The sequence below is a fragment of the Citrobacter sp. MGH105 genome, assembly GCF_001037485.2.
Classification (GTDB): domain Bacteria; phylum Pseudomonadota; class Gammaproteobacteria; order Enterobacterales; family Enterobacteriaceae; genus Citrobacter; species Citrobacter portucalensis.
Genome location: NZ_CP073048.1, coordinates 4,610,580 through 4,637,379, shown reverse-complemented (window position 1 = coordinate 4,637,379; position 26,800 = coordinate 4,610,580). Strand labels below are relative to the sequence as shown.

At 51.0% G+C, this 26,800-nt stretch carries 14 protein-coding genes, 2 tRNA genes and 3 rRNA genes; 8 read left to right on the top strand and 11 right to left on the bottom strand.

What is annotated here, in order from left to right; genetic code table 11:
• Positions 1–88: 88 nt before the first annotated feature.
• The 4 genes from adiC to melR form a co-directional block, all read right to left on the bottom strand.
• Complete coding sequence (gene adiC / locus SK35_RS22205) at positions 89–1,426, bottom strand: arginine/agmatine antiporter (RefSeq protein ID WP_003031853.1); 1,338 nt, start codon at positions 1,424–1,426, stop codon at positions 89–91.
• A gap of 127 nt (positions 1,427–1,553) precedes the next feature.
• A complete protein-coding gene (locus SK35_RS22200; RefSeq protein ID WP_008786968.1) occupies positions 1,554–2,315 on the bottom strand; it encodes an AraC family transcriptional regulator in 762 nt (253 codons plus the stop codon).
• Between the two features lie 314 nt (positions 2,316–2,629).
• Entirely contained in the window at positions 2,630–4,897 is a 2,268-nt protein-coding gene (gene adiA / locus SK35_RS22195) for an arginine decarboxylase (RefSeq protein WP_020996085.1), read from the bottom strand.
• A gap of 237 nt (positions 4,898–5,134) precedes the next feature.
• A complete protein-coding gene (gene melR, locus SK35_RS22190; RefSeq protein ID WP_003826756.1) occupies positions 5,135–6,067 on the bottom strand; it encodes a transcriptional regulator MelR in 933 nt (310 codons plus the stop codon).
• Positions 6,068–6,336: 269 nt separating this feature from the next.
• Between melR and melA the strand changes: the two genes are divergently transcribed.
• The 3 genes from melA to SK35_RS22175 all read left to right on the top strand — a co-directional run bounded on the left by melA (position 6,337) and on the right by SK35_RS22175 (position 9,472).
• Positions 6,337–7,692 (top strand): alpha-galactosidase, encoded by a 1,356-nt coding sequence (gene melA / locus SK35_RS22185; RefSeq protein WP_008786970.1) that lies wholly within the window; start codon positions 6,337–6,339, stop codon positions 7,690–7,692.
• A gap of 92 nt (positions 7,693–7,784) precedes the next feature.
• Positions 7,785–9,215 carry a melibiose:sodium transporter MelB gene (gene melB, locus SK35_RS22180; RefSeq protein WP_032942138.1) on the top strand — a complete coding sequence of 477 codons (1,431 nt, stop codon included), beginning with the start codon at positions 7,785–7,787 and terminating at the stop codon, positions 9,213–9,215.
• Between the two features lie 2 nt (positions 9,216–9,217).
• Positions 9,218–9,472 (top strand): SemiSWEET transporter, encoded by a 255-nt coding sequence (locus SK35_RS22175; RefSeq protein WP_032942140.1) that lies wholly within the window; start codon positions 9,218–9,220, stop codon positions 9,470–9,472.
• Between the two features lie 20 nt (positions 9,473–9,492).
• Here SK35_RS22175 and SK35_RS22170 read toward each other — a convergent pair whose 3' ends face one another.
• From SK35_RS22170 to SK35_RS22150, 5 genes are all read right to left on the bottom strand, one after another.
• On the bottom strand, positions 9,493–10,116 hold the full coding sequence (locus SK35_RS22170) for a DUF2238 domain-containing protein (RefSeq protein ID WP_048215100.1): 624 nt from the start codon (positions 10,114–10,116) through the stop codon (positions 9,493–9,495).
• A gap of 147 nt (positions 10,117–10,263) precedes the next feature.
• Entirely contained in the window at positions 10,264–11,910 is a 1,647-nt protein-coding gene (fumA, locus tag SK35_RS22165; protein ID WP_008786974.1) for a class I fumarate hydratase FumA, read from the bottom strand.
• A gap of 96 nt (positions 11,911–12,006) precedes the next feature.
• Positions 12,007–13,347 carry an anaerobic C4-dicarboxylate transporter DcuB gene (gene dcuB, locus SK35_RS22160; protein ID WP_003031873.1) on the bottom strand — a complete coding sequence of 447 codons (1,341 nt, stop codon included), beginning with the start codon at positions 13,345–13,347 and terminating at the stop codon, positions 12,007–12,009.
• A gap of 717 nt (positions 13,348–14,064) precedes the next feature.
• Positions 14,065–14,784, bottom strand: coding sequence for a two-component system response regulator DcuR (gene dcuR, locus SK35_RS22155; protein WP_008786975.1), 720 nt, complete (start codon positions 14,782–14,784; stop codon positions 14,065–14,067).
• The gene (locus SK35_RS22150; protein WP_003826772.1) at positions 14,781–16,412 is read right to left on the bottom strand and encodes a sensor histidine kinase; all 1,632 of its coding nucleotides are present in this window, start codon (positions 16,410–16,412) and stop codon (positions 14,781–14,783) included. The genes dcuR and SK35_RS22150 overlap by 4 nt, the downstream gene beginning before the upstream one ends.
• 615 nt (positions 16,413–17,027) lie before the next feature.
• On the opposite strand from SK35_RS22150, the gene SK35_RS22145 reads away from it, so the two are divergent.
• From SK35_RS22145 to SK35_RS22125, 5 genes are all read left to right on the top strand, one after another.
• A 16S ribosomal RNA gene (locus tag SK35_RS22145) occupies positions 17,028–18,569 on the top strand.
• Between the two features lie 85 nt (positions 18,570–18,654).
• Positions 18,655–18,730: transfer RNA gene (locus tag SK35_RS22140), tRNA-Glu, on the top strand.
• 221 nt (positions 18,731–18,951) lie between these two features.
• A 23S ribosomal RNA gene (locus SK35_RS22135) occupies positions 18,952–21,859 on the top strand.
• Between the two features lie 100 nt (positions 21,860–21,959).
• A 5S ribosomal RNA gene (gene rrf / locus SK35_RS22130) occupies positions 21,960–22,075 on the top strand.
• Together the 16S, 23S and 5S rRNA genes with 1 tRNA gene alongside form the textbook arrangement of a ribosomal RNA operon.
• A 505-nt stretch (positions 22,076–22,580) precedes the next feature.
• The gene (locus SK35_RS22125; RefSeq protein ID WP_008785980.1) at positions 22,581–24,302 is read left to right on the top strand and encodes a SulP family inorganic anion transporter; all 1,722 of its coding nucleotides are present in this window, start codon (positions 22,581–22,583) and stop codon (positions 24,300–24,302) included.
• Positions 24,303–24,612: 310 nt separating this feature from the next.
• Here SK35_RS22125 and SK35_RS22120 read toward each other — a convergent pair whose 3' ends face one another.
• Positions 24,613–26,274: a fatty acid--CoA ligase gene (locus SK35_RS22120; RefSeq protein WP_048215098.1), complete on the bottom strand. Its 1,662-nt coding sequence runs from the start codon at positions 26,272–26,274 to the stop codon at positions 24,613–24,615.
• Positions 26,275–26,724: 450 nt separating this feature from the next.
• Positions 26,725–26,800: transfer RNA gene (locus SK35_RS22115), tRNA-Phe, on the bottom strand.

Genomic DNA, 26,800 nt, shown 5'->3' with positions numbered 1-26,800 from the left:
TTAAGTTCTTAATGTTGATTTTTCGAAGAGCGGTAGGAGAACGTTGACCCGATGAACTTACGCCATCGGGCCACGACGATTGTTGGCGTTAGTTATTGTTTACCGGGGCATCCAGTGGATACGGGTTTTTATGGATCCGGTTGTAGTTCAATGCGTACAGCGCGGTGATGATCATCAGCGTGACGAACGACCACATCACTTCTTTGGCGCCGGAACCGACAACCGCCCAGATGCAGTAGACAAAGGCGATAAAGGTCACCAGTAAGTACATCGGGCGTGCTTTACCAAAGTGGCCATGGCCGAGCAGCAGCAGCGCGGCGCAGGTGTACAGATACGGCACCAGGGTGAAGATAACGGAAACCGAAGAGACCAGACCAAACTCTTTTGCTGCGTTCGGCGACATGCTGCTGAACTGGAAGATGGTCATCAGGATGCCGACAATAATTAACCCGGCCACTGGCGTACCGGCTTTGTTCACGCGGGCAAAAATAGGTGGGAACAGGCCGTCATCGGCTGCGGCTTTGGCGGTTTGCCCGGCAAGCAGCGTCCAGCCGCCCAGAGAACCAAGACACCCGGCAGCAGCACAGAAGGAAACTATCGCCCCAGCGGTGTCACCCAGCGCCATACGTGCGGCATCACCGAACGGAGAGGCTGATACACGCAGCGCCGCGTTAGGGATCATACCCATGATTGCGGTGGTGGAGAGCACGTAGCAAACAGCGGCAATCAGCACGCCGCCCATGGTAGCGATAGGTACGTTACGTTTGGGATTTTTAACCACGCCAGCCGCAACGGAGGCGCTTTCCACCCCGATAAATGACCACAAGGTGACGTTCAGAGTGCTTTGAATCGCGCCGAAGGTGTTCATCCCGCTGACGTTCCAGGCTGCCATATAGGTTTCACCGCGGAACCAGAACCAGCCGAAGACGGCAATCCCGACAATTGGCACCAGTGCCAGTACCGTTGCGACGGCCTGCACGCGGGTGATCATTTTCGGTCCGACAATGTTCAGTAATACGAAGATCCACAGCACTACGACGCAGGTCAGCGTCAGGACCAGCGGATCTTTTAAGATGGGGAAGAAGTAGCTCAGGTAACCGACGCCAATGACCACCATGGCGATGTTACCAATCCAGCAGGCCAGCCAGTACAGCACGTTGGTCTGGTAGCCCAAAAAAGGACCGAAGCAGCGGCGGGCGTAAGCATAAGAACCACCGGGACTGGAGTCTAAGGACGACATTTTGGCGTACACCATCGACAGTGCCAGAGCACCGATAATCGTGACCAACCATCCGTAGATTGCAATCCCGCCAGTTGACGCAAGGTTTGCGGGTAGCAGGAATACACCGGAACCCATAATATTCCCCGACACCATAAGGGTGACGGGGATTAAGCCCACTTTGTGAGCATCAGCATCCGTCGACATATTTTTTAACTCCTGATAAGGATAAATGACGCCTTATCATACCTCGTCAAAAGTCTGTTTAATGATGACGGAGCTGGGGTATCGCTAATGCTGATATTATTATGGCTTATCGCTAACTGATTAAAAATCAGGCGGCGGATGGCTCCCTATGTTGGCTAACATAATGCAGAGGCGTCATCCCATAGAACTCTTTGAATACGGAGATAAAGTATGAGGTACTGTTATATCCACACAGTTGAGAGACCTGAGAAATGTTTTTGCCGTCCATCAGTAATTGATTGACGGCATATCGCATGCGACATGTGGTAATTATTTGGCTGTAACTTGTATTTTCACTTTTGAGCTTTTTCTTTAACAAACTGGGACTCAGGCATAAGCAACTGGCAACCATGCTTAAATTCCAGTCTTTATGTATATCGCTCTCAATAATGTGATAAACGCTATCGCTGATACAGTTGCGCAGCATATACATGAGCAAAGAAATAAACTTTTTGCTGTCGAGAAAGCGTGATAACACCGTGAACAGTAGCGAGCGCGTACGCTCTCTTTCAGCTTCGTTCACTGTGTCCATTACGCTATGTTGGGCTGCCACCCTGAAGACATCCGGCGTCAGGCACGCGGCGGTCATCACTGGGCTGGCACTGCGTTGCCAGAGTGGGATCTGTGAAAGGTCTTTATTTAAAAAGCGCAGATAATCTTTAATGATATCGCGGCTGATATGTACGACCAATGCGTTATTAAGTGATGAGAAATCGATAATATTATTATCGCATGCCACCAGTGCCATATGATTAGCTTTTAAACTGATGGCTTCTTTACCGTTAATCCTTAACCAAACATCCTTCTCCGTTAATACAACAACACAAGCTTCTTTGCTGCAAAGCCTCATACCCAACTCCAGGAATATGAACATAAAACACCGTAGCTCAACATCAGATGAGCCAAATCGGCTAAATTGAAATTGTATGATGAAACCAGGACTGCAATAAAATAACGTGTCTGAAATTAATTACAATGTTTGGCGGGATTTTTCTTATGTACACATTTTTGTACGCAAGTGGAAAGGCGCTATTTGCGTATAAAAAAAGCGCGGGGTGGTCCCGCGCAAAAAGGTATGACAATGTTATTGTTTTGCAGCAATACTCAGGAATTACTCAAGCATGACATGTCTACCTTAAACATCGGACTATCTATAAAACGACATTATGCTTTCACGCACATAACGTGGTACACACCGTCAATAATTTCCGTTCCTTCGGTTTCATGTTCAAATCCAGGGAAGTGGTGGTCCCAGGACTGCAACGAACGTAGATAACTAATCTGCGGGCTATTGGCGTCGCCAAAGTTTTCCCCGGACAGCAGCATCGGAATTCCTGGTGGGTAAGGAATAACGGAATTCGCGGCTATACGACCCGGCAGATTTTCAATGGCCACCATCTCAACGTTATCGCTGACTATCGCGTTATAGGCTTCACGCGGGGTGATTTCAGCAACAGGCAGGCCGGAGTAGGCCGCGTTAAGACGTGCGCCTGGGTTGTTCTCTTTCAGCCAGGCGAACATGGTGTCGCCCAGATCGTGAATGCCCATGTTGGCGTAAGTGTCTGGATGTTCCTCAACCAGTTCTGGCATCACCTGTGCCAGCGGGGTATTGGCATCGTAATGGTGTTTGAAAGAGCACAACGTGTTGATCAGTGTGCCCCATTTCCCGCGGGTAATCCCCATGGAGAACAGGAACATAATCTGGAAATCGGTGGTACGGGTCGGCACGATGCCGTGACGGCCAAGCCAGGCGGTGACCAGTGCAGCCGGTACGCCGTTCTCTTCCAGTTCACCATCGTCGCCCATCCCCGGAGCCAGAATGCTGACTTTGATCGGGTCCAGCATGCTCCAGTTATCCGGCAGGTCTTTAAATCCGTGCCAGGATTCACCCGGGCGCATTACCCAGCAGTTCTGGTCGGTGGTCAGGAGTTGGGTTGGCGCATCGGCAAAGTCATAGGTTTTGCCGGTCTGCGGATCGGTCACAATCTCTTTGTTCCACGGTTTGAAGAACCAGTCGCCTTCGGCGGTGAATTCTTTGTACAACCGTGCCATGGCCTGACGGAAATCGACCGCTTCGTCGATCACTTCCTGGGTGAGCGACAGGCCGCTGTTACCGTCCATCATGGAGACCGCCACGTCGTTTGAGGCGCAGATGGCATACAGCGGAGAGGTAGTGGCGTGCATCATGTACGCCTGGTTAAAGCGGGAGAAGTTCACGGCCCCACGACCTTCACGAACGTGAATGTAAGATGCCTGAGAAAGCGCATTCAGCAGTTTGTGGGTCGAGTGGGTGGCAAAAACGGTAGGACCGTTATGATCGCCCGGCGCGCCACGCATGGCGTAGTGATCGGCGTAAATTGGGTTGAAGCGAGCATAGCCGTACCAGGCCTCATCGAAGTGGATGCGATCGCTGGTTTGCGCGAGCAGGTCCTGGGCCTCTTTGGCGTTGTAGCAAACACCGTCGTAGGTACAGTTGGTCACAACGCTGTAAGACGGTTTTTGCCCGGCTTTACCTTTGGTCAGCGGGCTTTCGCTGATCTTTTTCTGCAATGTTTCAGGCTGCATTTCCTGCGGGTAGATAGGCCCGATAATGCCGTACCGGTTGCGGCTTGGCACCATGTACACCGGTTTTGCCCCGGTGAGGATAAGCCCCTGCTCGATGGATTTATGGCAGTTACGATCCAGCACCACGACGTCATCATCGGTCATACAAGCCTGCATGATGGTGCGGTTAGAGCCGGAAGTCCCGACCACTACGGACCAGGAGCGGTCAGCGCCAAACACGCGGGCGGCATATTTTTCGCTCTCGCCAAACGCGCCGGTATGATCCAGCAGCGAGCCGAGCGATGCGCGTTCAATACCCATGTCGCTACGGAATAAGTTTTCACCATAGTAATCATGGTAGAAACGACCGGCCGGCGTTTTGGTGAATCCGACGCCGCCCTGGTGACCCGGAGCTGCCCAGGAGTATTCATGGATGTCGCCGTACTTCATCAGCGCGCTGAACAGCGGTGGCAGAAGTTGTTGGCGGTAGCGGGTCATCGCCGCAACGGCGCGACCGGCGATAAAGTCTGCGGTATCTTCCAGAATCCAGGCGAATTCATCGACAAGCTCCAGCAGGTCGCGATCCAGCGATGCGGTGGCTTTTTCGCGATCGCCCAGCAGGAAAACGGGAACGTTTTGCTGGCGCTCGTGGAGCTTGCCGATCAATTGCCTGACGTTCAGGTGCTCGTCTTGTTGTTCCATTTGATAGCTGAACATCAGGCAATCAATGGCTTCATTGGCGGCGAGGATTGCGTAACCATCGTCGAATGAGGTGGACTTAATGACGGTAACATTTTGGCGGCTTAATGCGTCAGCCAGACGTTCGACAGCGCTACCGACCCAGGTGTCCTGATGCAGAAACTCACTTTCAACAATTAATACTTTCATCATCTTTTACCCGGTTGTGGAAAGGTTGCAATCTATGAATTGCAGACACACCGTATGAATGTGACGCAGGCAAGTATTATCCTGTCAAAATGGGCTGTAAAGCGGGTGAAAAATAGTCTGATTTGTGTTTAATTTGTTTTTAAACAGTAGGTTATGTTTGCTTGTTGGCGGTTTTTCACCGCCGTTTATCGACAGGGGGAATATTTTTTTGGCTGATACTGATATTGCCGAATGATATCAACCAGCGATTGTTTGCCGATGCTGCTGGCTTAGTTTGCGGTACTGCTGCGGCGACATGCCGACAAACTTGCTGAAGGTGTCATAAAAACGGCTGCTGGATCGGAATCCGGCGGTCAACGCAACGTCGAGAATGGTTTTATCGGTATCGCTAAGCAATGCGCGGACGTGATTAATCCGCATTGCCGTGATGTACTGCTTCAGGGTGAGTTGCATTACGCGTTGGAAAATCCCCATCGCATAGTTGGCGTTGAGCTTCACGTGTTCCGCGACGTCGTTGATGGTGAGCGCCTGATCATAGTTGTCGGCAATAAAGCTCAGCATTTGGCTGACGTAAAACTGGGCGTGCCTCGACACGCTGTTTTTGTGGGTCCGCGAGGTTTTATTGACCAGGATAGGCTGCCAACCGGAAAGGCTAAACCGTTTGAGCATCAGACCAATTTCATCAATGGCGAGCTGGCGAATTTGTTCGTTCGGGTTGCTCAGTTCCTGTTGCCAGCGCTGAACCTCAAAGGTGCTCAACTGCTGCGACGCCAGCGATTTGATGACCATTCCATGGGTAACATGGTTGATCAGCTCGCGATCCAGCGGCCAGGAGAGGAAAAGGTGCATCGGTAAATTGAAGATAGCCATACTTTGGCAGCTGCCCGGACGCGTGAGCTGATGCGGTGTACAGGCCCAGAATAGCGTGATGTGTCCCTGTTTTATCTGCACGACTTCGTTGTTGATAAGGTACTCGACGTCACCATCAAACGGAACATTGATCTCCACCTGCCCATGCCAGTGGCTGGCAGGCATAGCATGCGGTGAGCGCAACTCGATATCCATCCGTTGATATTCTGAGTACAGCGATAGCGGGCTGCGGGTTTGTTCTTCATCGCTACTGCACATGTGCGGATCGGGAGGGAGAGGCGATGTCGGTAATGTACTCATGGTTGCTCCATTTCCTGAATTATCAGAATCATGTCATTTAACACGTATTAAGGCTGAGAATCAGGACACAAATTGGACCGTTACCATTGAGCATAGCGACATTTTGCGGCCGCATACTCTGCTTTTTGGGTAATTTTGTCCCATAAACTCAGATCCAATAGGGCGCAGAGTGATGATCTGAGTTTATGGGAATGCTCAGCAGGGAAGTCGGAGGTTTTCATCTATGCGCTGTGCCACCATGACTGTGTTCACTAATGTTCTGGAGAGTCATGATGTCTGCACCCAAAATTACCTTTATCGGCGCCGGTTCCACGATTTTCGTCAAAAATATTCTTGGGGACGTCTTTCACCGCGATGCGCTTAAATCTGCGCATATCGCCTTGATGGATCTCGATCCTACGCGTCTGGAAGAGTCACACGTTGTTGTGCGCAAGTTGATGGATTCTGCGGGCGCGTCTGGACGAATCACCTGCTATACCGATCAAAAAGCAGCATTACAGGATGCTGATTTTGTGGTGGTCGCTTTCCAGATTGGCGGCTATGAACCTTGTACCGTCACCGATTTTACGGTGTGTAAACGCCATGGTCTGGAGCAGACGATTGCCGACACGCTGGGGCCGGGCGGCATTATGCGCGCGCTGCGCACCATCCCGCATTTATGGCAGATTTGTGAGGATATGACCGAAGTTTGTCCGCAGGCCACGATGCTTAACTACGTTAACCCGATGGCAATGAACACCTGGGCAATGTATGCGCGCTATCCGCATATTAAGCAGGTTGGGTTGTGTCATTCGGTGCAGGGGACGGCGGAGGAGTTGGCCCGCGATCTGAACATCGACCCTGCTTCTTTGCGCTATCGCAGTGCCGGGATCAACCATATGGCGTTTTATCTGGAGCTGGAGCGCAAAACGGCGGACGGTGCCTATGTGAATCTCTACCCGGAGCTGCTGGCGGCCTATGAATCCGGTCAGGCGCCGAAACCAAATATTCACGGAAATACCCGTTGCCAGAACATTGTGCGTTATGAAATGTTCAAAAAATTGGGGTATTTCGTCACCGAATCGTCGGAGCACTTCGCCGAATATACGCCGTGGTTTATCAAACCGGGGCGTGAAGATCTGATTGAGCGCTATAAGGTGCCATTGGATGAATATCCGAAACGTTGTGTGGAACAGTTGGCGAACTGGAAAAAAGAGCTGGAAGAGTACAAAACGGCTGAGCGGATCGACATTAAACCGTCGCGCGAATATGCCAGCACTATCATGAACGCTATCTGGACCGGTGAACCGAGCGTCGTGTATGGCAACGTTCGCAATGACAATCTGATCGATAACCTGCCGCAAGGCTGCTGCGTTGAGGTCGCTTGTCTGGTTGATGCGAATGGTATTCAGCCAACGAAAGTCGGGACTCTCCCGTCACATTTGGCGGCCATGATGCAAACCAATATCAATGTTCAGACCCTGCTAACGGAAGCCATCCTGACGGAGAATCGCGATCGCGTTTATCACGCGGCGATGATGGATCCGCATACCGCCGCGGTACTGGGGATTGAAGAGATTTATGCGCTGGTGGACGACCTGATCGCGTCTCACGGCGACTGGCTGCCGGCCTGGCTGCACCGTTAATACACAATCACGCCGGGCATTGTATCCGGCGTTTAACCTCTGACGTTTCCTCTTACAGAAGGCGGGCGCTGGTAACAGCGACCCGATACCCTATGAGCATATCTCTGACAACAAAACTCAGTTATGGATTTGGAGCGTTTGGTAAGGATTTCGCCATCGGTATCGTGTACATGTACCTGATGTATTACTACACCGACGTAGTGGGATTATCGGTGGGGCTGGTCGGAACGTTGTTCCTGGCGGCAAGGATCTGGGATGCGGTAAACGATCCCATCATGGGCTGGATTGTGAACGCCACCCGATCGCGCTGGGGGAAATTTAAACCCTGGATCTTGCTCGGTACGCTGGCGAACTCATTGGTGCTGTTTTTGCTTTTTAGCGCACATCTTTTTGAGGGTACTGCGCAGGTCGTATTTGTTTGCGTGACGTATATATTATGGGGAATGACCTACACCATTATGGATATTCCATTCTGGTCACTGGTGCCAACCATTACGCTGGATAAACGCGAGCGTGAACAACTGGTGCCGTACCCCCGTTTCTTCGCCAGCCTTTCTGGGTTTGTTACCGCAGGCGTGACGCTGCCTTTTGTGAGCTATGTTGGCGGAGCAGATCGTGGTTTTGGTTTTCAGATGTTTACACTAATTCTCATCGCGTTCTTTATCGTTTCCACCGTTGTGACGCTACGGAATGTGCATGAGGTTTATTCGTCAGACAGTGAGGCCACGGCAGACAGCAGTCGTCTTGGGTTGAAAGCGATCGTTGGGCTTATCTATAAAAATGACCAGCTATCCTGCCTGTTAGGTATGGCACTGGCTTACAATATTGCATCCAATATCATTGCTGGCTTTGCCATTTACTATTTTACCTACGTGATTGGCGATGCAAGTCTCTTCCCGTACTACATGTCTTACGCAGGTGCGGCAAACCTGTTGACGCTGATTTTCTTTCCTCGGCTGGTAAACGCGTTGTCACGACGGATCTTGTGGGCTGGGGCATCGGTGTTGCCGGTGCTTAGCTGTAGCGTACTACTGGTGATGGCGCTGGCAGATTTCCATAATATCTTACTGATTGTTATAGCGGGTGTTTTACTGAATATTGGTTCTGCGCTTTTCTGGGTGTTGCAGGTCATTATGGTGGCGGATACCGTTGATTACGGCGAATACAAACTTAATGTTCGTTGTGAAAGTATCGCTTATTCGGTGCAGACAATGGTGGTAAAAGGTGGGTCAGCATTTGCCGCTTTCTTTATCGCGTTGATACTCGGAGTGATTAATTACGCGCCAAATGTCGCGCAGTCTGCCGAAACCATCGTTGGCATGCAGTTTATTATGATAGCGCTACCCGCACTCTTTTTTGTGGTGACCTTAGTCCTGTATTTCCGCTTTTATCGACTGAATGGCGACACCCTGCGCAGGATCCAGATCCATTTACTGGATAAGTATCGCAAGGTGCCTCAGCACCATGAGCAACCGGATATCCCGGCTATTGCGGTAGTGGCTCCGGGCGATGTGAAGGCGTAGCGATGGAATGGCATTCGTTGATTGGATATTTGGCGGCCAGCCTGACGACGCTCTCTTTCTTACCGCAAGCCATTAAGGTTATTACCACTCGCAACACGCAAGGCATCTCCGGTTTGATGTATGTGATGTTTGTGTGCGGGCTGGTTTTGTGGCTGATTTACGGATTATTGATTGAAGATACTGCCGTCAGCATGGCGAACTTTCTGACACTGTTGTTCGCCTTGCCGATTCTGGTTATCAAGTATCGCAGTAGGTAATGTAGATTGCCGGAGAAGCGTTAGCGCTCTCCGGCCGTTTTCAACTGCCGATTGTGCCAGCCCGCCAGTGCGAGGACCGTTGTTAACGCACCGAGCAGGGCGCAGAACATGTCCGACTGGGTATCCCACGGGTCACCCTGCGTGCCAAGGAAGTCATCCGCACCTTGTCCCATTGCCAGCGCGGCCCACCATTCGATGAGTTCATACATTGCGCTAATCGCCAGTGCTACGCAGCAGACCAAAAATGCCAGCATCTTACGACCACGGACAATATTGCCGCGCACTAAAATCTCTCTTGCCGTCAGGGCTGGTACCAGCCCCTGGAAGAAGTGGCCCAGCTTGTCATAGGGGTTTCGACTGAGATCCAGCCATTCCTGAACCTGAAAACCGACGGGGACTTTGGCGTAGGTATACATCCCACCTACCATCAGAATGATGGCGTGCAAGAAAATCAACGTATAAAGCAGCTGCGTCAATGGGTACTGCTTCATGGTAGCCAGCAACAGCGGGACGACAATAATGACTGGCGTGACTTCCATCAGCCAGGTGATTTTCTCAGAGGCAGAGATACCGGTGTAGATTAGAATCAGCGCCAGGATCAATGCACCGGTGCGCAAGATTGTGGGGTTCAGAGTGCGGAGCATTGCGAATTCACACGTAATGGAAAAGATCACTATTCCCTGTGAACGGCAAAAATTCAATACCAGTAAATGGGGGGATAAAGTTGGCCCGGGGGGATCGCTGGACTGACGCCAAAAATTTAGTGCCAGTCCAGTGCCGGGCCGAATGGGTTACTTCGCGCAGTTAGCGCATTGTTTGCTGACGATTTGCTGGAAGAAATCGTTGCCTTTGTCATCGACCAGAATGAAAGCCGGGAAATCTTCTACTTCGATTTTCCAGATAGCTTCCATACCCAGCTCCGGGTATTCCACGCATTCCAGATGCTTAATGCTCTGCTGCGCCAGTACCGCTGCTGGTCCACCGATGCTGCCCAAGTAGAAGCCGCCGTGTTTGTGGCAGGCGTCAGTCACCTGCTGGCTACGGTTACCTTTTGCCAGCATGATCATGCTGCCGCCGTGAGACTGCAACAGGTCAACGTAGGAGTCCATACGACCCGCGGTAGTTGGACCTAAAGAACCGGACGGGTAGCCTGCAGGCGTTTTGGCCGGACCCGCGTAGTAGATCGGATGATCTTTCACGTACTGCGGCAGACCTTCGCCGGACTCAATACGTTCTTTTAACTTCGCGTGGGCAATGTCACGACCAACAATGATAGTACCGCTCAGTGACAGACGAGTAGAAACCGGGTACTGAGAGAGCTGGGCGAGGATCTCTTTCATTGGGCGGTTAAGGTCAACTTTAACCACTTCGCCTTCGCCCGCCTGGCGCAGAGATTCCGGAATGTACTGACCTGGGTTATGTTCCAGTTTTTCAATCCAGATCCCTTCGCGGTTGATCTTGGCCTTGATGTTACGGTCTGCGGAGCAAGAAACACCCATACCAACCGGGCAGGACGCGCCATGGCGAGGCAGGCGGATCACGCGGATATCATGTGCGAAGTATTTCCCGCCGAACTGAGCACCAAGGCCGAGTTTCTGCGCTTCTTCCAGCAGTTCTTGTTCCAGTTGCAGATCGCGGAACGCCTGGCCGTGAGCATTACCTTCAGTCGGCAGCGCGTCATAGTAGTGTGTGCTGGCCAGCTTCACCGTTTTGAGGGTGCTTTCCGCTGACGTACCGCCAATAACGAATGCGATGTGATACGGCGGGCAGGCTGCGGTACCCAGCGTGCGCATTTTCTCAACCAGGAAGTTTTTCAGTTTGCCGGGAGTCAGCAGCGCTTTGGTTTCCTGATACAGATAGGTTTTGTTGGCTGAGCCGCCGCCTTTGGCCACGCACAGGAATTTGTATTCGTCGCCGTCCACGCTGTACAGATCGATCTGTGCGGGCAGGTTGGTGCCGGTATTCACTTCTTTGTACATATCCAGCGCCGCGTTTTGTGAGTAGCGCAGGTTATCTTCGATATAGGTATTAAATACGCCTTTGGAGAGCGCCGCTTCATCGCCGCCGCCGGTCCAAACACGCTGACCTTTTTTACCCATGATGATTGCCGTACCGGTGTCCTGGCAGGTTGGCAACACGCCTTTGGCGGCGATTTCGGAGTTTCTCAGGAACTGCAGCGCCACGTACTTATCGTTTTCGCTGGCTTCGGGATCATGGAGAATTGAGGCGACTTGCTGTTGGTGTTCTGGGCGGAGCATGAAGGAGGCATCGTGGAAGGCTTGCTGGGCCAGTAGTGTAAGTGCTTCAGGGGCTACTTTCAGGATTGTTTCGCCTTCAAACTCGCCGACGCTGACGTGATCGGATGTCAGCAGGTAGTACTCAGTTTTGTCTTCCCCCAGTGGGAAAGCCGCCTGGTAAGTGAATTCAACTTTTGACATTTGCTTCCAGCCTTTTCATTTTTCTCAGGAATTTTAAAATTCTCTGTGTCTTCATGGTGGCGTGCCGTACCAACGTGGACGGCACGCGAACTGTGATTACAGGAAACCGTACATTGCGGCGAAGATCCAACCAAAGACACAGGATACGCTTACGCCGATCAAGCCAGGCAGAATGAAGCTGTGGTTGATAACGAAGCGGCCGATGTGGGTGGTGCCGGAACGGTCAAACTGGATTGCAGCCAGATCGCTCGGGTAGGTCGGCAGAATGTAGTAACCGTAACATGCCGGAGCAGAAGCCACGATGTACGCGGGATCAACCCCGATTGCCAGCGCGACCGGAACAATCGCTGCCAGCGCCGCTGCCTGGGAGTTTACAAATTTGGATACCAGCAGCAGAACAATTGCATAGGCCCACGGATACTCTTTCACCATATTGCCCAGCACACCTTCGATTTCTGTCATGTGCGCGCCGAACATTGTTTCGGCCATCCAGGCAATACCGTACACCGCCACAATCGCGATCATACCGGAACGGAAGACTTCGTTTTTAGATATTGAAGCGGGATTGGTCTTCGTCAAGATAATAATCAGCGCACCGGTCAGCAGCATGAACATCTGGATAACCAGCACCATTGACAGCGGTTTGCCGCTAAAGGTAGGACGCAGCTCAGAGAACGCGCCAAGCACGGCAACAACGGCGATAGCAGCCAGGAAGATCCACATGGCCAGCCAGTTGCTTTTCGGCAGCTTTTTGTCTAACAGCGTGGCGGTATCGCCATACACATAGTTGTGGTTTTCAGGTACGGAAATGAACTTCTGGAACTCTTCATCTTTATCCAGATCCTTACCACGGAACCAGCTGAAGATACCGATCGCCAGGATACCCAACAGGGTAGACGGGATGGTGATGCTGAGCAGGTCGAGGAATTCGAGATGCTTGCCTTCAAACGTTACGTTACCCAGCATTGCCACCAGTGACACCACGGCTACAGAAACCGGGCTGGCGATAATCCCCATCTGCGCGCCGATAGAACTCGCCGCCATCGGACGTTCCGGGCGAATATTGTTCTTAATGGCAACGTCATAAATGATTGGCAGGATGGTGTATACCACGTGCCCTGTACCGCAGAGAATCGTCAGGGTGCAGGTAACGAAAGGTGCGACGATGGAAACGTATTTTGGGTTACGGCGCAGCAGCTTTTCAGCGATTTGCAGCATAACGTCAAGGCCGCCGGAGGCTTGCAAGGTTGCCGATGCGGCCACCACGGCAATAATAACCAGCATGACATCTACAGGTGGTTTACCCGGCTGGAGATGGAAAACGAAAACCAGAATGACCAGGCCGATACCGCCTAATAAACCCAGCGCGATACCGCCCTTTCTGGCACCATAAAACAAACATATTAATATTATGAGAAGTTGTATACTAAATAACATTTTATTTACCCTCGCGAAAAACCCAGTCAATTTTTTGAAAAATGGATCTGTGCCACATTCTTTTTTGCCAGAATAAGCATCAAAAAATGGTCAGTATTCGATATGTCCGTATTTGCGATTAATGTTCAAATGTCTTGCTAGAATGTTTTTTTAAAGTTATGGCGATATTTAGTTTTTTTCTGTGGCTTTGATCAGAGGAGAGAATCCTCAGGCGATGGGAAGCAGAGCTGAACATGGAGAGCCGCGGTTGACGCTGTAATTTATCTGTTTTGCGTTTTCCGCTATTACATGAACCACCGACAGAATGAGTGAGTGGGTTATTTATGTGATCACGGTCACGCCATTTCATGATGTGATGAAGTTGGCGTGGGGATACTTTTATTTGCTCACAAAAATGTACGGTGTCCATGGTACGTAGCATGGTCTCCATTGCTACCAGTCTAGATTTTGTATGTCTGGTTAATTTCAGACTAATCCTTTATGGGTAAAAATACACACTCTGCGAGTTAGATAATACTTAATTAACTTTTGTTAGCGATTTTGAAATTAAAAACAGTGTGATGGTTGTCAATATTAAAATAATACATTTAACATGCCGGATACAAATATATTTGATCTAACGCAAATTTATAATTTTACAGTGCCAGCTGGTGAAATTGGGATTTTTCATTATTTTAATAATTGTTACTTTCAAATAACAAATAATCCCAAGTGTATTTATTGGCAATATTGTTTAAGCAATGAGTAGTGTTCAGCCTGCACGCGATAACGATAAACAGGTCTGCCGGTCACGCCATAATGGATGCTGGTAAATAAGATGTGACAATTGACGAGCCAGATAAGGTATTTACGGCAAGAGACGCGCGAGATATTGACCTCGTTGGCCAGCTCATCCGTGGAGAACTCCTGATCCTGGTGCTCATCAATCCACTGACACAGCGTGCGTAACGTTTGTGGCGTTAACCCTTTAGGTAAGCGCCGTGCTTCCTGTTCATTGGAAGAGCTGCCGTGAATCAGCTGGTCAAGCTCAGACTGTTCATAATACTGATGCTTGTCCATCTCATTTTTCTTGTGCAGCCAGCCGGTGAGCGCTTCTTCAAACCGGGAAGCCTGGAAAGGTTTGATCAGGTAGTCAACAACACCGTAGTGAAGTGAATCTTTGATGGTGGTGGCATCAGCGGCGGAAGAGATGACGATGACATCACACTTGCAACCTTCGCTGTGCAGAACCGGCAGCAGGTCCAGACCGTTTTCTTTTTGCATATAAATATCTAGCAAAATCAGATCGATATGATGACCGCTATGAAAGATTATCTCTTTTGCTTTCTCCAGCGTGGAGGCTGTGCCGCAGCAGTGAAAACCGGAGAGTTGCGCGACATAACGGCGGTTTAATTCCGCTACCATTGCATCGTCATCGACAATTAAGACATTGATCATCTGCTGGCCCTCTCACCATTCCACGGTAACTGTACAAAAAATTGGGTGAAGATCCCAGGTTCAGACTCGACGGAAATATTACCGCCAACGTTTTCAACCTGTTGTTTAACAAGCGCTAAACCAACGCCCCGTTCGGTTCCTTTTGACGAAACGCCCTTCTCAAAGATGTGCTCAATGTTTTCGGGGGCAATCCCCGGACCATCGTCATTCACTTCGCAATGCAACCAGCCGTGTCGATAATGCAAGGATACGCTGATCTCACCACCAGGTTCTTGACCTAGCGCTTCCAGGGCGTTTTCAATCAGATTCCCCAGAACGGTAATCAGCACCGCCACCTGATCTTCGTTGCTATTTTCCGGTAACTGGCTTTCATTGCTAATGACCAGACTATGGCCTAAATCAGATGTGCGATTAATCTTACTGAGTAAAAATCCTGCGATCACCGGTGATTTTATTTTTCCTAACAGTGAGCCAATTTCTTCCTGATAATTGTTTGCGGTCTTCAGGATGTAATTTTCAAGCTGCTTATAACTTTTCAGATGCAATAATCCCAGAATCACGTGCAATTTATTCATGAATTCGTGGGATCGTTCACGAAGTGCGTCGGCATAGTTGACCATACCATCCAGACGTTGCATTAGTTTTCGGACTTCTGTCTTATCTCTGAAGGTTGAAATGGCACCGATGATTTTACCGTTGCTGAGTACCGGGACCGTGTTAATTAAGAGTAGCCGATCCTTCACCATGATCTCTTCATCGCGGCGTGGCGTTCCGTCATGTAGTACCTGTGAAAAATCGACCACCTGTGACCACGCATGGCTGAGTGTGGAGAGCTGGGCATCATCTTGTGATTTGTGATAATCCAGCAGCTCCTGCGCAGCCTGGTTAATCAGGGTCACTTCACCGCATTCGTCAACGGCAATAACACCTTCCTTTATAGAGTGCAGCATCGCCTGGCGTTGTTCGAACAGATTGGAGATTTCATAAGGCTCCAGGCCAAACAGAATGCGCTTGAGGACTTTGACAAATACCCATGTACCGAGCAGTCCAACCAGTACGCCAAATAAGATTGACCAGATGATGCTGCCGCGGCTGTTATTGATCTGCTCAGTCACCCGGCTTAGCTCAAGGCCGATCGACACGACGCCAATCTGCCGGTGATGTTCGTCATAGATAGGAGTAAATACACGTAGAGCTTTAGCCAGGAATCCGCGATTAATGGCGACATTCTCTTTACCCTGCAGGGCCAGCAATATGTCATCACCTTTAAATGGCTGACCGATTCGCTGCGCTTCGGGATGGGAGTAACGAATGCTTTGCATATCAGTGACGACGATGAACAAAAAGTCGTTGCTCTTATTCACCGCCTGGGCAATCGCCTGAATGCCGCTTTCCTCGGGCTTTTTCATTAGTCCCTGGCGGATCTCCGGAGAGTTGGCTAGCGTTCGCGCGACCGCAAGCGCTTTACTCGCTAATGCATCGCGCGTCATGTTGCTGATCTGCGAGAAATAAATCAGATGAACGACAAGCAGCACGGAGAAGAGTACTGCACTAACCATGAGGATCACGGTGGTGCCAAGCTTCATCGGGCGTTTACGTATAGCAGTACGTTGCAGGGAGTATCTCATCACGGTCCTGAAATCACGGTTTGTGCGGGTATTATTGCCTGATGGGGTGCGTAATTCAAAGGTGGTAGGGATTATGGCGCTTAAGTTGTCAGTCCTTCTTCTTTATATAGCGTAGAGTGAATTTCTTTCTATATAGAGGTTTTCATAATAGAGGTTTTCATACCGATTCTCTCCCTTTTTAGGGACGCTTACAGATAATTTCCTTACGATTGTGGATAACTCTGTGTGTAAATGGGTATAAGGCGGGGTTTTGCTGTGGAATGCAGCAGTCAGTCATTTTTCTGTCATTTAAGGGTTGCGGGCCGCAGGAAACTCCCTATAATGCGCCTCCATCGACACGGCGGATGTGAATCACTTCACACAAACAGCCAGTTCGGTTGAAGAGAAAAACCTGAAAATGAGGGTTGACTCTGAAAGAGGAAAGCGTAATATACGCCACCTCGCGACAGAGCGCTAAAGCGCGTCGCAACTGCTCTTTAACAATTTATCAGACAATCTGTGTGGGCACTCGAAGATACGGATTCTTAACGTCGCAAGACGAAAAATGAATACCAAGTCTCAACGAGTGAACACGTAATTCATTACGAAGTTTAATTCATTGAGCATCAAACTTTTAAATTGAAGAGTTTGATCATGGCTCAGATTGAACGCTGGCGGCAGGCCTAACACATGCAAGTCGAACGGTAGCACAGAGGAGCTTGCTCCTTGGGTGACGAGTGGCGGACGGGTGAGTAATGTCTGGGAAACTGCCCGATGGAGGGGGATAACTACTGGAAACGGTAGCTAATACCGCATAACGTCGCAAGACCAAAGAGGGGGACCTTCGGGCCTCTTGCCATTGGATGTGCCCAGATGGGATTAGCTAGTAGGTGGGGTAACGGCTCACCTAGGCGACGATCCCTAGCTGGTCTGAGAGGATGACCAGCCACACTGGAACTGAGACACGGTCCAGACTCCTACGGGAGGCAGCAGTGGGGAATATTGCACAATGGGCGCAAGCCTGATGCAGCCATGCCGCGTGTATGAAGAAGGCCTTCGGGTTGTAAAGTACTTTCAGCGAGGAGGAAGGTGTTGTGGTTAATAACCACAGCAATTGACGTTACTCGCAGAAGAAGCACCGGCTAACTCCGTGCCAGCAGCCGCGGTAATACGGAGGGTGCAAGCGTTAATCGGAATTACTGGGCGTAAAGCGCACGCAGGCGGTCTGTCAAGTCGGATGTGAAATCCCCGGGCTCAACCTGGGAACTGCATCCGAAACTGGCAGGCTAGAGTCTTGTAGAGGGGGGTAGAATTCCAGGTGTAGCGGTGAAATGCGTAGAGATCTGGAGGAATACCGGTGGCGAAGGCGGCCCCCTGGACAAAGACTGACGCTCAGGTGCGAAAGCGTGGGGAGCAAACAGGATTAGATACCCTGGTAGTCCACGCCGTAAACGATGTCGACTTGGAGGTTGTGCCCTTGAGGCGTGGCTTCCGGAGCTAACGCGTTAAGTCGACCGCCTGGGGAGTACGGCCGCAAGGTTAAAACTCAAATGAATTGACGGGGGCCCGCACAAGCGGTGGAGCATGTGGTTTAATTCGATGCAACGCGAAGAACCTTACCTACTCTTGACATCCAGAGAACTTAGCAGAGATGCTTTGGTGCCTTCGGGAACTCTGAGACAGGTGCTGCATGGCTGTCGTCAGCTCGTGTTGTGAAATGTTGGGTTAAGTCCCGCAACGAGCGCAACCCTTATCCTTTGTTGCCAGCGATTCGGTCGGGAACTCAAAGGAGACTGCCAGTGATAAACTGGAGGAAGGTGGGGATGACGTCAAGTCATCATGGCCCTTACGAGTAGGGCTACACACGTGCTACAATGGCATATACAAAGAGAAGCGACCTCGCGAGAGCAAGCGGACCTCATAAAGTATGTCGTAGTCCGGATTGGAGTCTGCAACTCGACTCCATGAAGTCGGAATCGCTAGTAATCGTGGATCAGAATGCCACGGTGAATACGTTCCCGGGCCTTGTACACACCGCCCGTCACACCATGGGAGTGGGTTGCAAAAGAAGTAGGTAGCTTAACCTTCGGGAGGGCGCTTACCACTTTGTGATTCATGACTGGGGTGAAGTCGTAACAAGGTAACCGTAGGGGAACCTGCGGTTGGATCACCTCCTTACCTTAAAGAACCTGCCTTTGTAGTGCTCACACAGATTGTCTGATGAAAAGTAAATAGCAAGGCGTCTTGCGATTGAGACTTCAGTGTCCCCTTCGTCTAGAGGCCCAGGACACCGCCCTTTCACGGCGGTAACAGGGGTTCGAATCCCCTAGGGGACGCCACTTGCTGGTATGTGTGAGTGAAAGTCGCCGACCGAAGTATCTCAAAACTGACTTTCGAGTCACGTTTGAGATATTTGCTCTTTAAAAATCTGGATCAAGCTGAAAATTGAAACGACACACTGTTTCATTTCTCCGTAATAAGAAATGAAAAGCGGTGTGTTCGAGTCTCTCAAATTTTTGCAAGTCGATGATGAATCGAAAGAAACATCTTCGGGTTGTGAGGTTAAGCGACTAAGCGTACACGGTGGATGCCCTGGCAGTCAGAGGCGATGAAGGACGTGCTAATCTGCGATAAGCGTCGGTAAGGTGATATGAACCGTTATAACCGGCGATTTCCGAATGGGGAAACCCAGTGTGTTTTGACACACTATCATTATGTGAATACATAGCGTAATGAAGCGAACCGGGGGAACTGAAACATCTAAGTACCCCGAGGAAAAGAAATCAACCGAGATTCCCCCAGTAGCGGCGAGCGAACGGGGAGCAGCCCAGAGTCTGAATCAGCATGTGTGTTAGTGGAAGCGTCTGGAAAGTCGCACGATACAGGGTGAAAGTCCCGTACACAAAAGTGCATGTGTTGTGAACTCGAAGAGTAGGGCGGGACACGTGGTATCCTGTCTGAATATGGGGGGACCATCCTCCAAGGCTAAATACTCCTGACTGACCGATAGTGAACCAGTACCGTGAGGGAAAGGCGAAAAGAACCCCGGCGAGGGGAGTGAAAAAGAACCTGAAACCGTGTACGTACAAGCAGTGGGAGCATCCTTCGGGGTGTGACTGCGTACCTTTTGTATAATGGGTCAGCGACTTATATTCTGTAGCAAGGTTAACCGAATAGGGGAGCCGAAGGGAAACCGAGTCTTAACTGGGCGTTAAGTTGCAGGGTATAGACCCGAAACCCGGTGATCTAGCCATGGGCAGGTTGAAGGTTGGGTAACACTAACTGGAGGACCGAACCGACTAATGTTGAAAAATTAGCGGATGACTTGTGGCTGGGGGTGAAAGGCCAATCAAACCGGGAGATAGCTGGTTCTCCCCGAAAGCTATTTAGGTAGCGCCTCGTGAATTCATCTTCGGGGGTAGAGCACTGTTTCGGCTAGGGGGTCATCCCGACTTACCAACCCGATGCAAACTGCGAATACCGAAGAATGTTATCACGGGAGACACACGGCGGGTGCTAACGTCCGTCGTGAAGAGGGAAACAACCCAGACCGCCAGCTAAGGTCCCAAAGTCATGGTTAAGTGGGAAACGATGTGGGAAGGCACAGACAGCCAGGATGTTGGCTTAGAAGCAGCCATCATTTAAAGAAAGCGTAATAGCTCACTGGTCGAGTCGGCCTGCGCGGAAGATGTAACGGGGCTAAACCATGCACCGAAGCTGCGGCAGCGACACTATGTGTTGTTGGGTAGGGGAGCGTTCTGTAAGCCGTTGAAGGTGTATCGTGAGGTATGCTGGAGGTATCAGAAGTGCGAATGCTGACATAAGTAACGATAATGCGGGTGAAAAACCCGCACGCCGGAAGACCAAGGGTTCCTGTCCAACGTTAATCGGGGCAGGGTGAGTCGACCCCTAAGGCGAGGCCGAAAGGCGTAGTCGATGGGAAACAGGTTAATATTCCTGTACTTGGTGTTACTGCGAAGGGGGGACGGAGAAGGCTATGTTAGCCGGGCGACGGTTGTCCCGGTTTAAGCATGTAGGCGGAGGTTCCAGGTAAATCCGGTATCTTATTAACGCTGAGGTGTGATGACGAGGCACTACGGTGCTGAAGTAACAAATGCCCTGCTTCCAGGAAAAGCCTCTAAGCATCAGGTAACACGAAATCGTACCCCAAACCGACACAGGTGGTCAGGTAGAGAATACCAAGGCGCTTGAGAGAACTCGGGTGAAGGAACTAGGCAAAATGGTGCCGTAACTTCGGGAGAAGGCACGCTGATATGTAGGTGAAGTGATTTACTCATGGAGCTGAAATCAGTCGAAGATACCAGCTGGCTGCAACTGTTTATTAAAAACACAGCACTGTGCAAACACGAAAGTGGACGTATACGGTGTGACGCCTGCCCGGTGCCGGAAGGTTAATTGATGGGGTTATCCGTAAGGAGAAGCTCTTGATCGAAGCCCCGGTAAACGGCGGCCGTAACTATAACGGTCCTAAGGTAGCGAAATTCCTTGTCGGGTAAGTTCCGACCTGCACGAATGGCGTAATGATGGCCAGGCTGTCTCCACCCGAGACTCAGTGAAATTGAACTCGCTGTGAAGATGCAGTGTACCCGCGGCAAGACGGAAAGACCCCGTGAACCTTTACTATAGCTTGACACTGAACACTGGTCCTTGATGTGTAGGATAGGTGGGAGGCTTTGAAGTGTGGACGCCAGTCTGCATGGAGCCATCCTTGAAATACCACCCTTTAATGGCTGGTGTTCTAACGTAGACCCGTAATCCGGGTTGCGGACAGTGTCTGGTGGGTAGTTTGACTGGGGCGGTCTCCTCCTAAAGAGTAACGGAGGAGCACGAAGGTTAGCTAATCCTGGTCGGACATCAGGAGGTTAGTGCAAAGGCATAAGCTAGCTTGACTGCGAGAGTGACGGCTCGAGCAGGTGCGAAAGCAGGTCTTAGTGATCCGGTGGTTCTGAATGGAAGGGCCATCGCTCAACGGATAAAAGGTACTCCGGGGATAACAGGCTGATACCGCCCAAGAGTTCATATCGACGGCGGTGTTTGGCACCTCGATGTCGGCTCATCACATCCTGGGGCTGAAGTAGGTCCCAAGGGTATGGCTGTTCGCCATTTAAAGTGGTACGCGAGCTGGGTTTAGAACGTCGTGAGACAGTTCGGTCCCTATCTGCCGTGGGCGCTGGAGAATTGAGGGGGGCTGCTCCTAGTACGAGAGGACCGGAGTGGACGCATCACTGGTGTTCGGGTTGTCATGCCAATGGCATTGCCCGGTAGCTAAATGCGGAAGAGATAAGTGCTGAAAGCATCTAAGCACGAAACTTGCCCCGAGATGAGTTCTCCCTGACCCTTTAAGGGTCCTGAAGGAACGTTGAAGACGACGACGTTGATAGGTCGGGTGTGTAAGTGTAGCGATACATTGAGCTAACCGATACTAATGAACCGTGAGGCTTAACCTTACAACGCCGAAGATGTTTTGGCGAAGAGACAGACACAAGATTCAGTTTGATTACAGATTACATCGACATGCCCAGGAGGTGTGTTGATAAACAGAATTTGCCTGGCGGCTGTAGCGCGGTGGTCCCACCTGACCCCATGCCGAACTCAGAAGTGAAACGCCGTAGCGCCGATGGTAGTGTGGGGTCTCCCCATGCGAGAGTAGGGAACTGCCAGGCATCAAATAAAAGCGAAAGGCTCAGTCGAAAGACTGGGCCTTTTGTTTTATCTGTTGTCTGTCGGTGAGCGCTCTCCTGCCCAGGACAAATCCGCCGGGAGCGGATTTGAACGTTGCGCAGCAACGGCCCGGAGGGTGGCGGGCAGGACGCCCGCCATAAACTGCCAGGCATTAATTAAAGTGAAGAAGCCCATCCTGACGGATGGGCTTTTTTGCGTCTGTGCGGGATGAAAACCGCCGGATGCGGCGTGCCGCCTTATCCGGCCTACAGAGGCCGGGCTGAACGTATTTTGTAGGCCTGATAAGCGCAGCGCATCAGGCACATCACAACACCGCACCATCGGGTGCAAAGCTATATCCTGAGCCTCCATAACACAAGCCATCCTGCGGTATATGCAGTAAACCCCCAATCTGAATTTTCTGTATTACCTCCCGAAAATATCAGGATCGCCTGCGACAGTTACGTGTACCTTTATCTATAAGTAAGGGTCTATCCGGAGAATAAAGTGTTCGGAAAAATGGTATTAAACTACATGCCAGGGCTAAAAAATTTATTAGCGTACGATAAAAGCTGGCTAAAACATGATGTTAAAGCCGGGTTATCCGTTGCTGCCGTAGCACTACCGGTTGCGATTGCTTACGCTGAGTTGGCGGGAGTCGGGGCTATCGTCGGGTTATATTCCTGCGTTTTGCCAATGCTAGCTTATGCGCTGTTTGGTTCTTCCCGCCAATTGATTGTTGGTCCTGATGCCACGACCTGCGCGGTGATTGCGGCCGTTGTGGTTCCTCTTTCTGCCGGAAACCCAGAACTTCACTGGCAGTTGACAATTGTCATGACTGTGATGATGGGGGGATGGTGCCTGCTTGCCAGTAAATTTCGCCTGGGTGCGCTTGCTGACTTGCTTTCGCATCCTATTCTAACGGGTCTGCTTAACGGGGTTGCCGTGACGATTATTGTCGGGCAACTCGGTAAGGTGTTGGGGATTACGCTTGATGAAGAGCAAGTGATTGAGAAGATCATTGCCCTGCCTGGCCGACTCTCAGAAATTCATTTATTAACCTTAGGTATCTCCATCCTAACGTTAGCGATTTTAATAGCTATCAAAACGTTTCGTAGCCAATGGCCAGCACCGTTGATTGCTATTGTGATAACAACGGCGCTGGTATGGATTACATCTGCGCAGCAGTATGGGATTGCCACTATTGGGGGATCGGGCTTTCAGTCTGGTTTGCCCGTCGTTCACTGGGGATCGTTTCAGCCTGGTCTGGCGCGTGATTTATTGATCCCTGCGCTGAACCTGGCGTTAGTCAGTTTTGTTAGCCTGATGCTAACCGCTCGCAGTTTTGCCGCAAAAAACGGATACGAAATAAATGCTGATGCTGAGTTCAGGGCTTTGGGTGTCGCGAATCTAATGTCTGGCTTATCTCAGGGGTTTGCGATTAGCGGAGCCGATTCCCGGACTGCGGTAAATGATTCCTCTGGAGGGAAAAGCCAGCTTGTTTCCGTTGTTGCTGCCTTAATCATCGGAATCGTCGTGGTATTTTTCACGCAGCCATTACAATTTATTCCGGTATCTGCATTAGGCATTGTTCTAATTTATGCATCGTGGTCATTAATTGATTTACGCGGACTCTGGAACCTGAGGCGAAGAAATAAACCCGCATTTCGCCTGGCGTTCTTCACCTTTGGCTGTGTTCTGATTATTGGTGTTATTCAGGGGATTGGCCTTGCGGTATTGCTGGGTCTGTTGCAGTTCCTGCGCACAGTTTTTCGTCCTACTGAACACTTATTGGGAATTGACGAACATGGAATGATTCACTCATTAGGTAATTCAACTGATGTGAAAATGATCCCTGGCGTGTTGATGTACCGATTTAACTCACCGCTGACTTATTTTAATGTGGCCTATTTTAAGCGCCGCGTTTTGAATTTAGTCGATGGTGCAGTACTACAACCTAAATGGGTGGTCATTGACGCCGTTTCTTGCTTTACCTATTCAGATATCAGCGTTCTGGCAACCATTAATGAGTTAAAACGGGACCTGAAGGGGCGGCAGATTAAGTTAATTCTTGCGGGCCGAAAAACGGAGTTAACACGCTGGTTTAAGGAGAGTCGACCGACAATGAAAGATGACGACATGATTCTGGCACCAGACCTTTATTTGGCGCTCCGGTTCATTCAAAGCAAAGAAAGCATGAGTGAGGGTGAATCTGGCGTTGTTGAATAATGCAGATTTAGGTAAGTGATCAGGCTGGATGGAAGGTCTGGGGGAGGATTTTTCGTCCAGCAGGACCTGACATTGACCGGAATCCACAAAGCAAGGAAATCAGCCCGTAAACTGATTTTGCCGAATCAACATAACGCCGGGCCCGAGGTGCCTGTGGCGATGAACATGCCCAGGCACCCATTTGCTAAAGGGCGATCAGCATCCGCGCGGGGACGGTGAGATCCCCGGCAGAGCATTGATACCGACATGCTACCTGAAATATAAGCAGTGTGACTGTTGTTAACCTTACGCTATGAATGCGACAGATCGCTTAAATGCTTTCCTTCCCATTGCTGGCTTCGAGCTCGCGGATCAAGCGCTTGTTGATCTTGCCGACGCTGGTTTTGGGAATTTCCGGGACTATCCTTATCTGCCGTGGGATCGCCCATTTAGTGATGTGGCCGCGGTCGACGAATCCTTGCAGATGTGCCGCTATGGCCTGCGGCTCCAGGTCTTCTCCTTCCTTGCAAACCACCAGAGCCAGGGGGCGTTCGCCCCACTGTTCATCAGGTATCCCGACGACGGCTACCGACCTGACCGCCGCGTGTGAGCTGATGAGGCTCTCCAGCTCCAGCGTGCTTATCCACTCACCGCCCGTCTTGATTACGTCTTTGATGCGATCCTTGATTTCCACTATCCCATGGGGATCGATAGAGGCAATGTCGCCGGTATGCAGCCAACTGCCATTCCATAGCTCAGCTCCTTTCTCGGGTTCCTTCAGGTAGCCCTGAGTCAGCCAAGGGGCTCGCACCACTATTTCACCCAGGGCTTCGCCGTCGTGCACTACCTCCCGACCTTCGCCATCGACGATACGCAGATCCACCAACGGAACAGGCAGGCCGGTTCGAATCCGCAAGGGTAACTGCTCATCCATGGGAAGGGCCAGCTCGGCATCGCTTAAGTGGGTCATACAGAGCAGGGGACAGGTTTCAGACATACCATAGCCAGCGTGAATGCGTATGCCCTTATGGTGGGCCTGTGTCGCCAGTCCAAGGGACAGTGAACTGCCACCCAGCAACATCTTCCATCCCGACAGATCGGTCCGTGTGGCTTCGTCGCACTCGAGGATCATTTGCAAGATGGTTGGCACACAGTGCGAGAAGGTTACACCCTCATCGTGATAGAACCGCACCAGCTTGTTGGGTTCGTAACGACCGGGGTAGACCTGCTTCACACCAAGCATTGTTGCGACATAGGGAGCGCCCCAGGCGTGCACGTGAAACATAGGAGTGATCGGCATGTAGACATCGTTCGATCGTAGCAGCGACTGTCCCTCGTGGGCTGCCAGGAGGCCCAGCTCATTGAGCGTGTGCAGGACCAGCTGACGATGGCTGAAGTAGACCCCCTTGGGATTGCCCGTGGTTCCAGTGGTGTAGAACAAGGTCGCTACCGAGTTTTCATCGAAGTCGGGGAAGTCAAAGCGATCTCCCGCTGCGGCCAGAAGGGGCTCATATTCCCCCAGCACCGGCAGGCTGGTTGCCTTCGATTCTTCGTCGCTAAGCTGGATGTATCCCCGGACAGTGGTCAGTGTCTCTGCCAGTGACTCGACAACCGGCAAGAAGTCGTCGTGCACCAGTACCAGGTTGTCCTCGGCATGATTCATGGTGTAAGCGATTTGGTCCGCCGAGAAGCGGACGTTCACCGTGTGTAGCACGGCACCAATCATAGGCACCGCGAAGAAGCACTCGAGGGCGCGATGGCTGTCCCAATCTAAGAGGGCGACGGTGTCTCCAGGCATGACACCGGCCGCTGTCAGCATGTTTGCCAGGCGATGGATGCGCTGTTTGAGGGTGCGATAGTCGTAACGCAGCTTGTCGGCGTAGACGATTTCTCGCTCGGGATGAGAACGCCCACCCGACAGCAGCAAGCTCTTGATCAGCAGCGGATAGGCATGGGCTCCCTGCGCTGACTGTATGACTCTTGTTTTCACCATCCAGGTTCCTCGTTGACTCATTATTTGCTCGGTATGATGGCAATTGTAGATGAAGGTTGGTATTTACTCCCTGGCGTTTGCTTCAGATGTCGAGGCGGCACACCAGCTCCAGCCCCTGGGGATGAATGTGCGTAACCTACAACGCCAGCTGGAAGAGGGGGGCGACCTTCAGCGAGCTTATCAATGAAATGCGGCGCGACCTGGCGCACCCGCAACAGTATTGTGCCCAAGGTTGTTCAGATAAATTACTCAAATTTAGCCTACGGTTAAGCACGCCAGACAAAGAGGTGTGTCTGATACCGCTATATTTTTTGCCGTACTATGGTGGTTCCAGTGAAAGGTTTAACTGTCGTGATGAGGTGGGGTAGGAGTTTCTGTGGTCAGAACGATAAGAAATCTCGCGGAGCCCAGAAAGCAAAAAACCCGCCATAGGCGGGTTCTTCTAAATAGTGGTGCCCGGACTCGGAATCGAACCAAGGACACGGGGATTTTCAATCCCCTGCTCTACCGACTGAGCTATCCGGGC

Coding starts and splice junctions, on each gene's coding strand:
- adiC (WP_003031853.1), bottom strand. CDS start 1,426: ATGTCGACGGATGCTGATGCTCACAAAGTGGGCTTAATCCCCGTCACC.
- SK35_RS22200 (WP_008786968.1), bottom strand. CDS start 2,315: ATGAGGCTTTGCAGCAAAGAAGCTTGTGTTGTTGTATTAACGGAGAAG.
- adiA (WP_020996085.1), bottom strand. CDS start 4,897: ATGAAAGTATTAATTGTTGAAAGTGAGTTTCTGCATCAGGACACCTGG.
- melR (WP_003826756.1), bottom strand. CDS start 6,067: ATGAGTACATTACCGACATCGCCTCTCCCTCCCGATCCGCACATGTGC.
- melA (WP_008786970.1), top strand. CDS start 6,337: ATGATGTCTGCACCCAAAATTACCTTTATCGGCGCCGGTTCCACGATT.
- melB (WP_032942138.1), top strand. CDS start 7,785: ATGAGCATATCTCTGACAACAAAACTCAGTTATGGATTTGGAGCGTTT.
- SK35_RS22175 (WP_032942140.1), top strand. CDS start 9,218: ATGGAATGGCATTCGTTGATTGGATATTTGGCGGCCAGCCTGACGACG.
- SK35_RS22170 (WP_048215100.1), bottom strand. CDS start 10,116: ATGCTCCGCACTCTGAACCCCACAATCTTGCGCACCGGTGCATTGATC.
- fumA (WP_008786974.1), bottom strand. CDS start 11,910: ATGTCAAAAGTTGAATTCACTTACCAGGCGGCTTTCCCACTGGGGGAA.
- dcuB (WP_003031873.1), bottom strand. CDS start 13,347: ATGTTATTTAGTATACAACTTCTCATAATATTAATATGTTTGTTTTAT.
- dcuR (WP_008786975.1), bottom strand. CDS start 14,784: ATGATCAATGTCTTAATTGTCGATGACGATGCAATGGTAGCGGAATTA.
- SK35_RS22150 (WP_003826772.1), bottom strand. CDS start 16,412: ATGAGATACTCCCTGCAACGTACTGCTATACGTAAACGCCCGATGAAG.
- SK35_RS22120 (WP_048215098.1), bottom strand. CDS start 26,274: ATGGTGAAAACAAGAGTCATACAGTCAGCGCAGGGAGCCCATGCCTAT.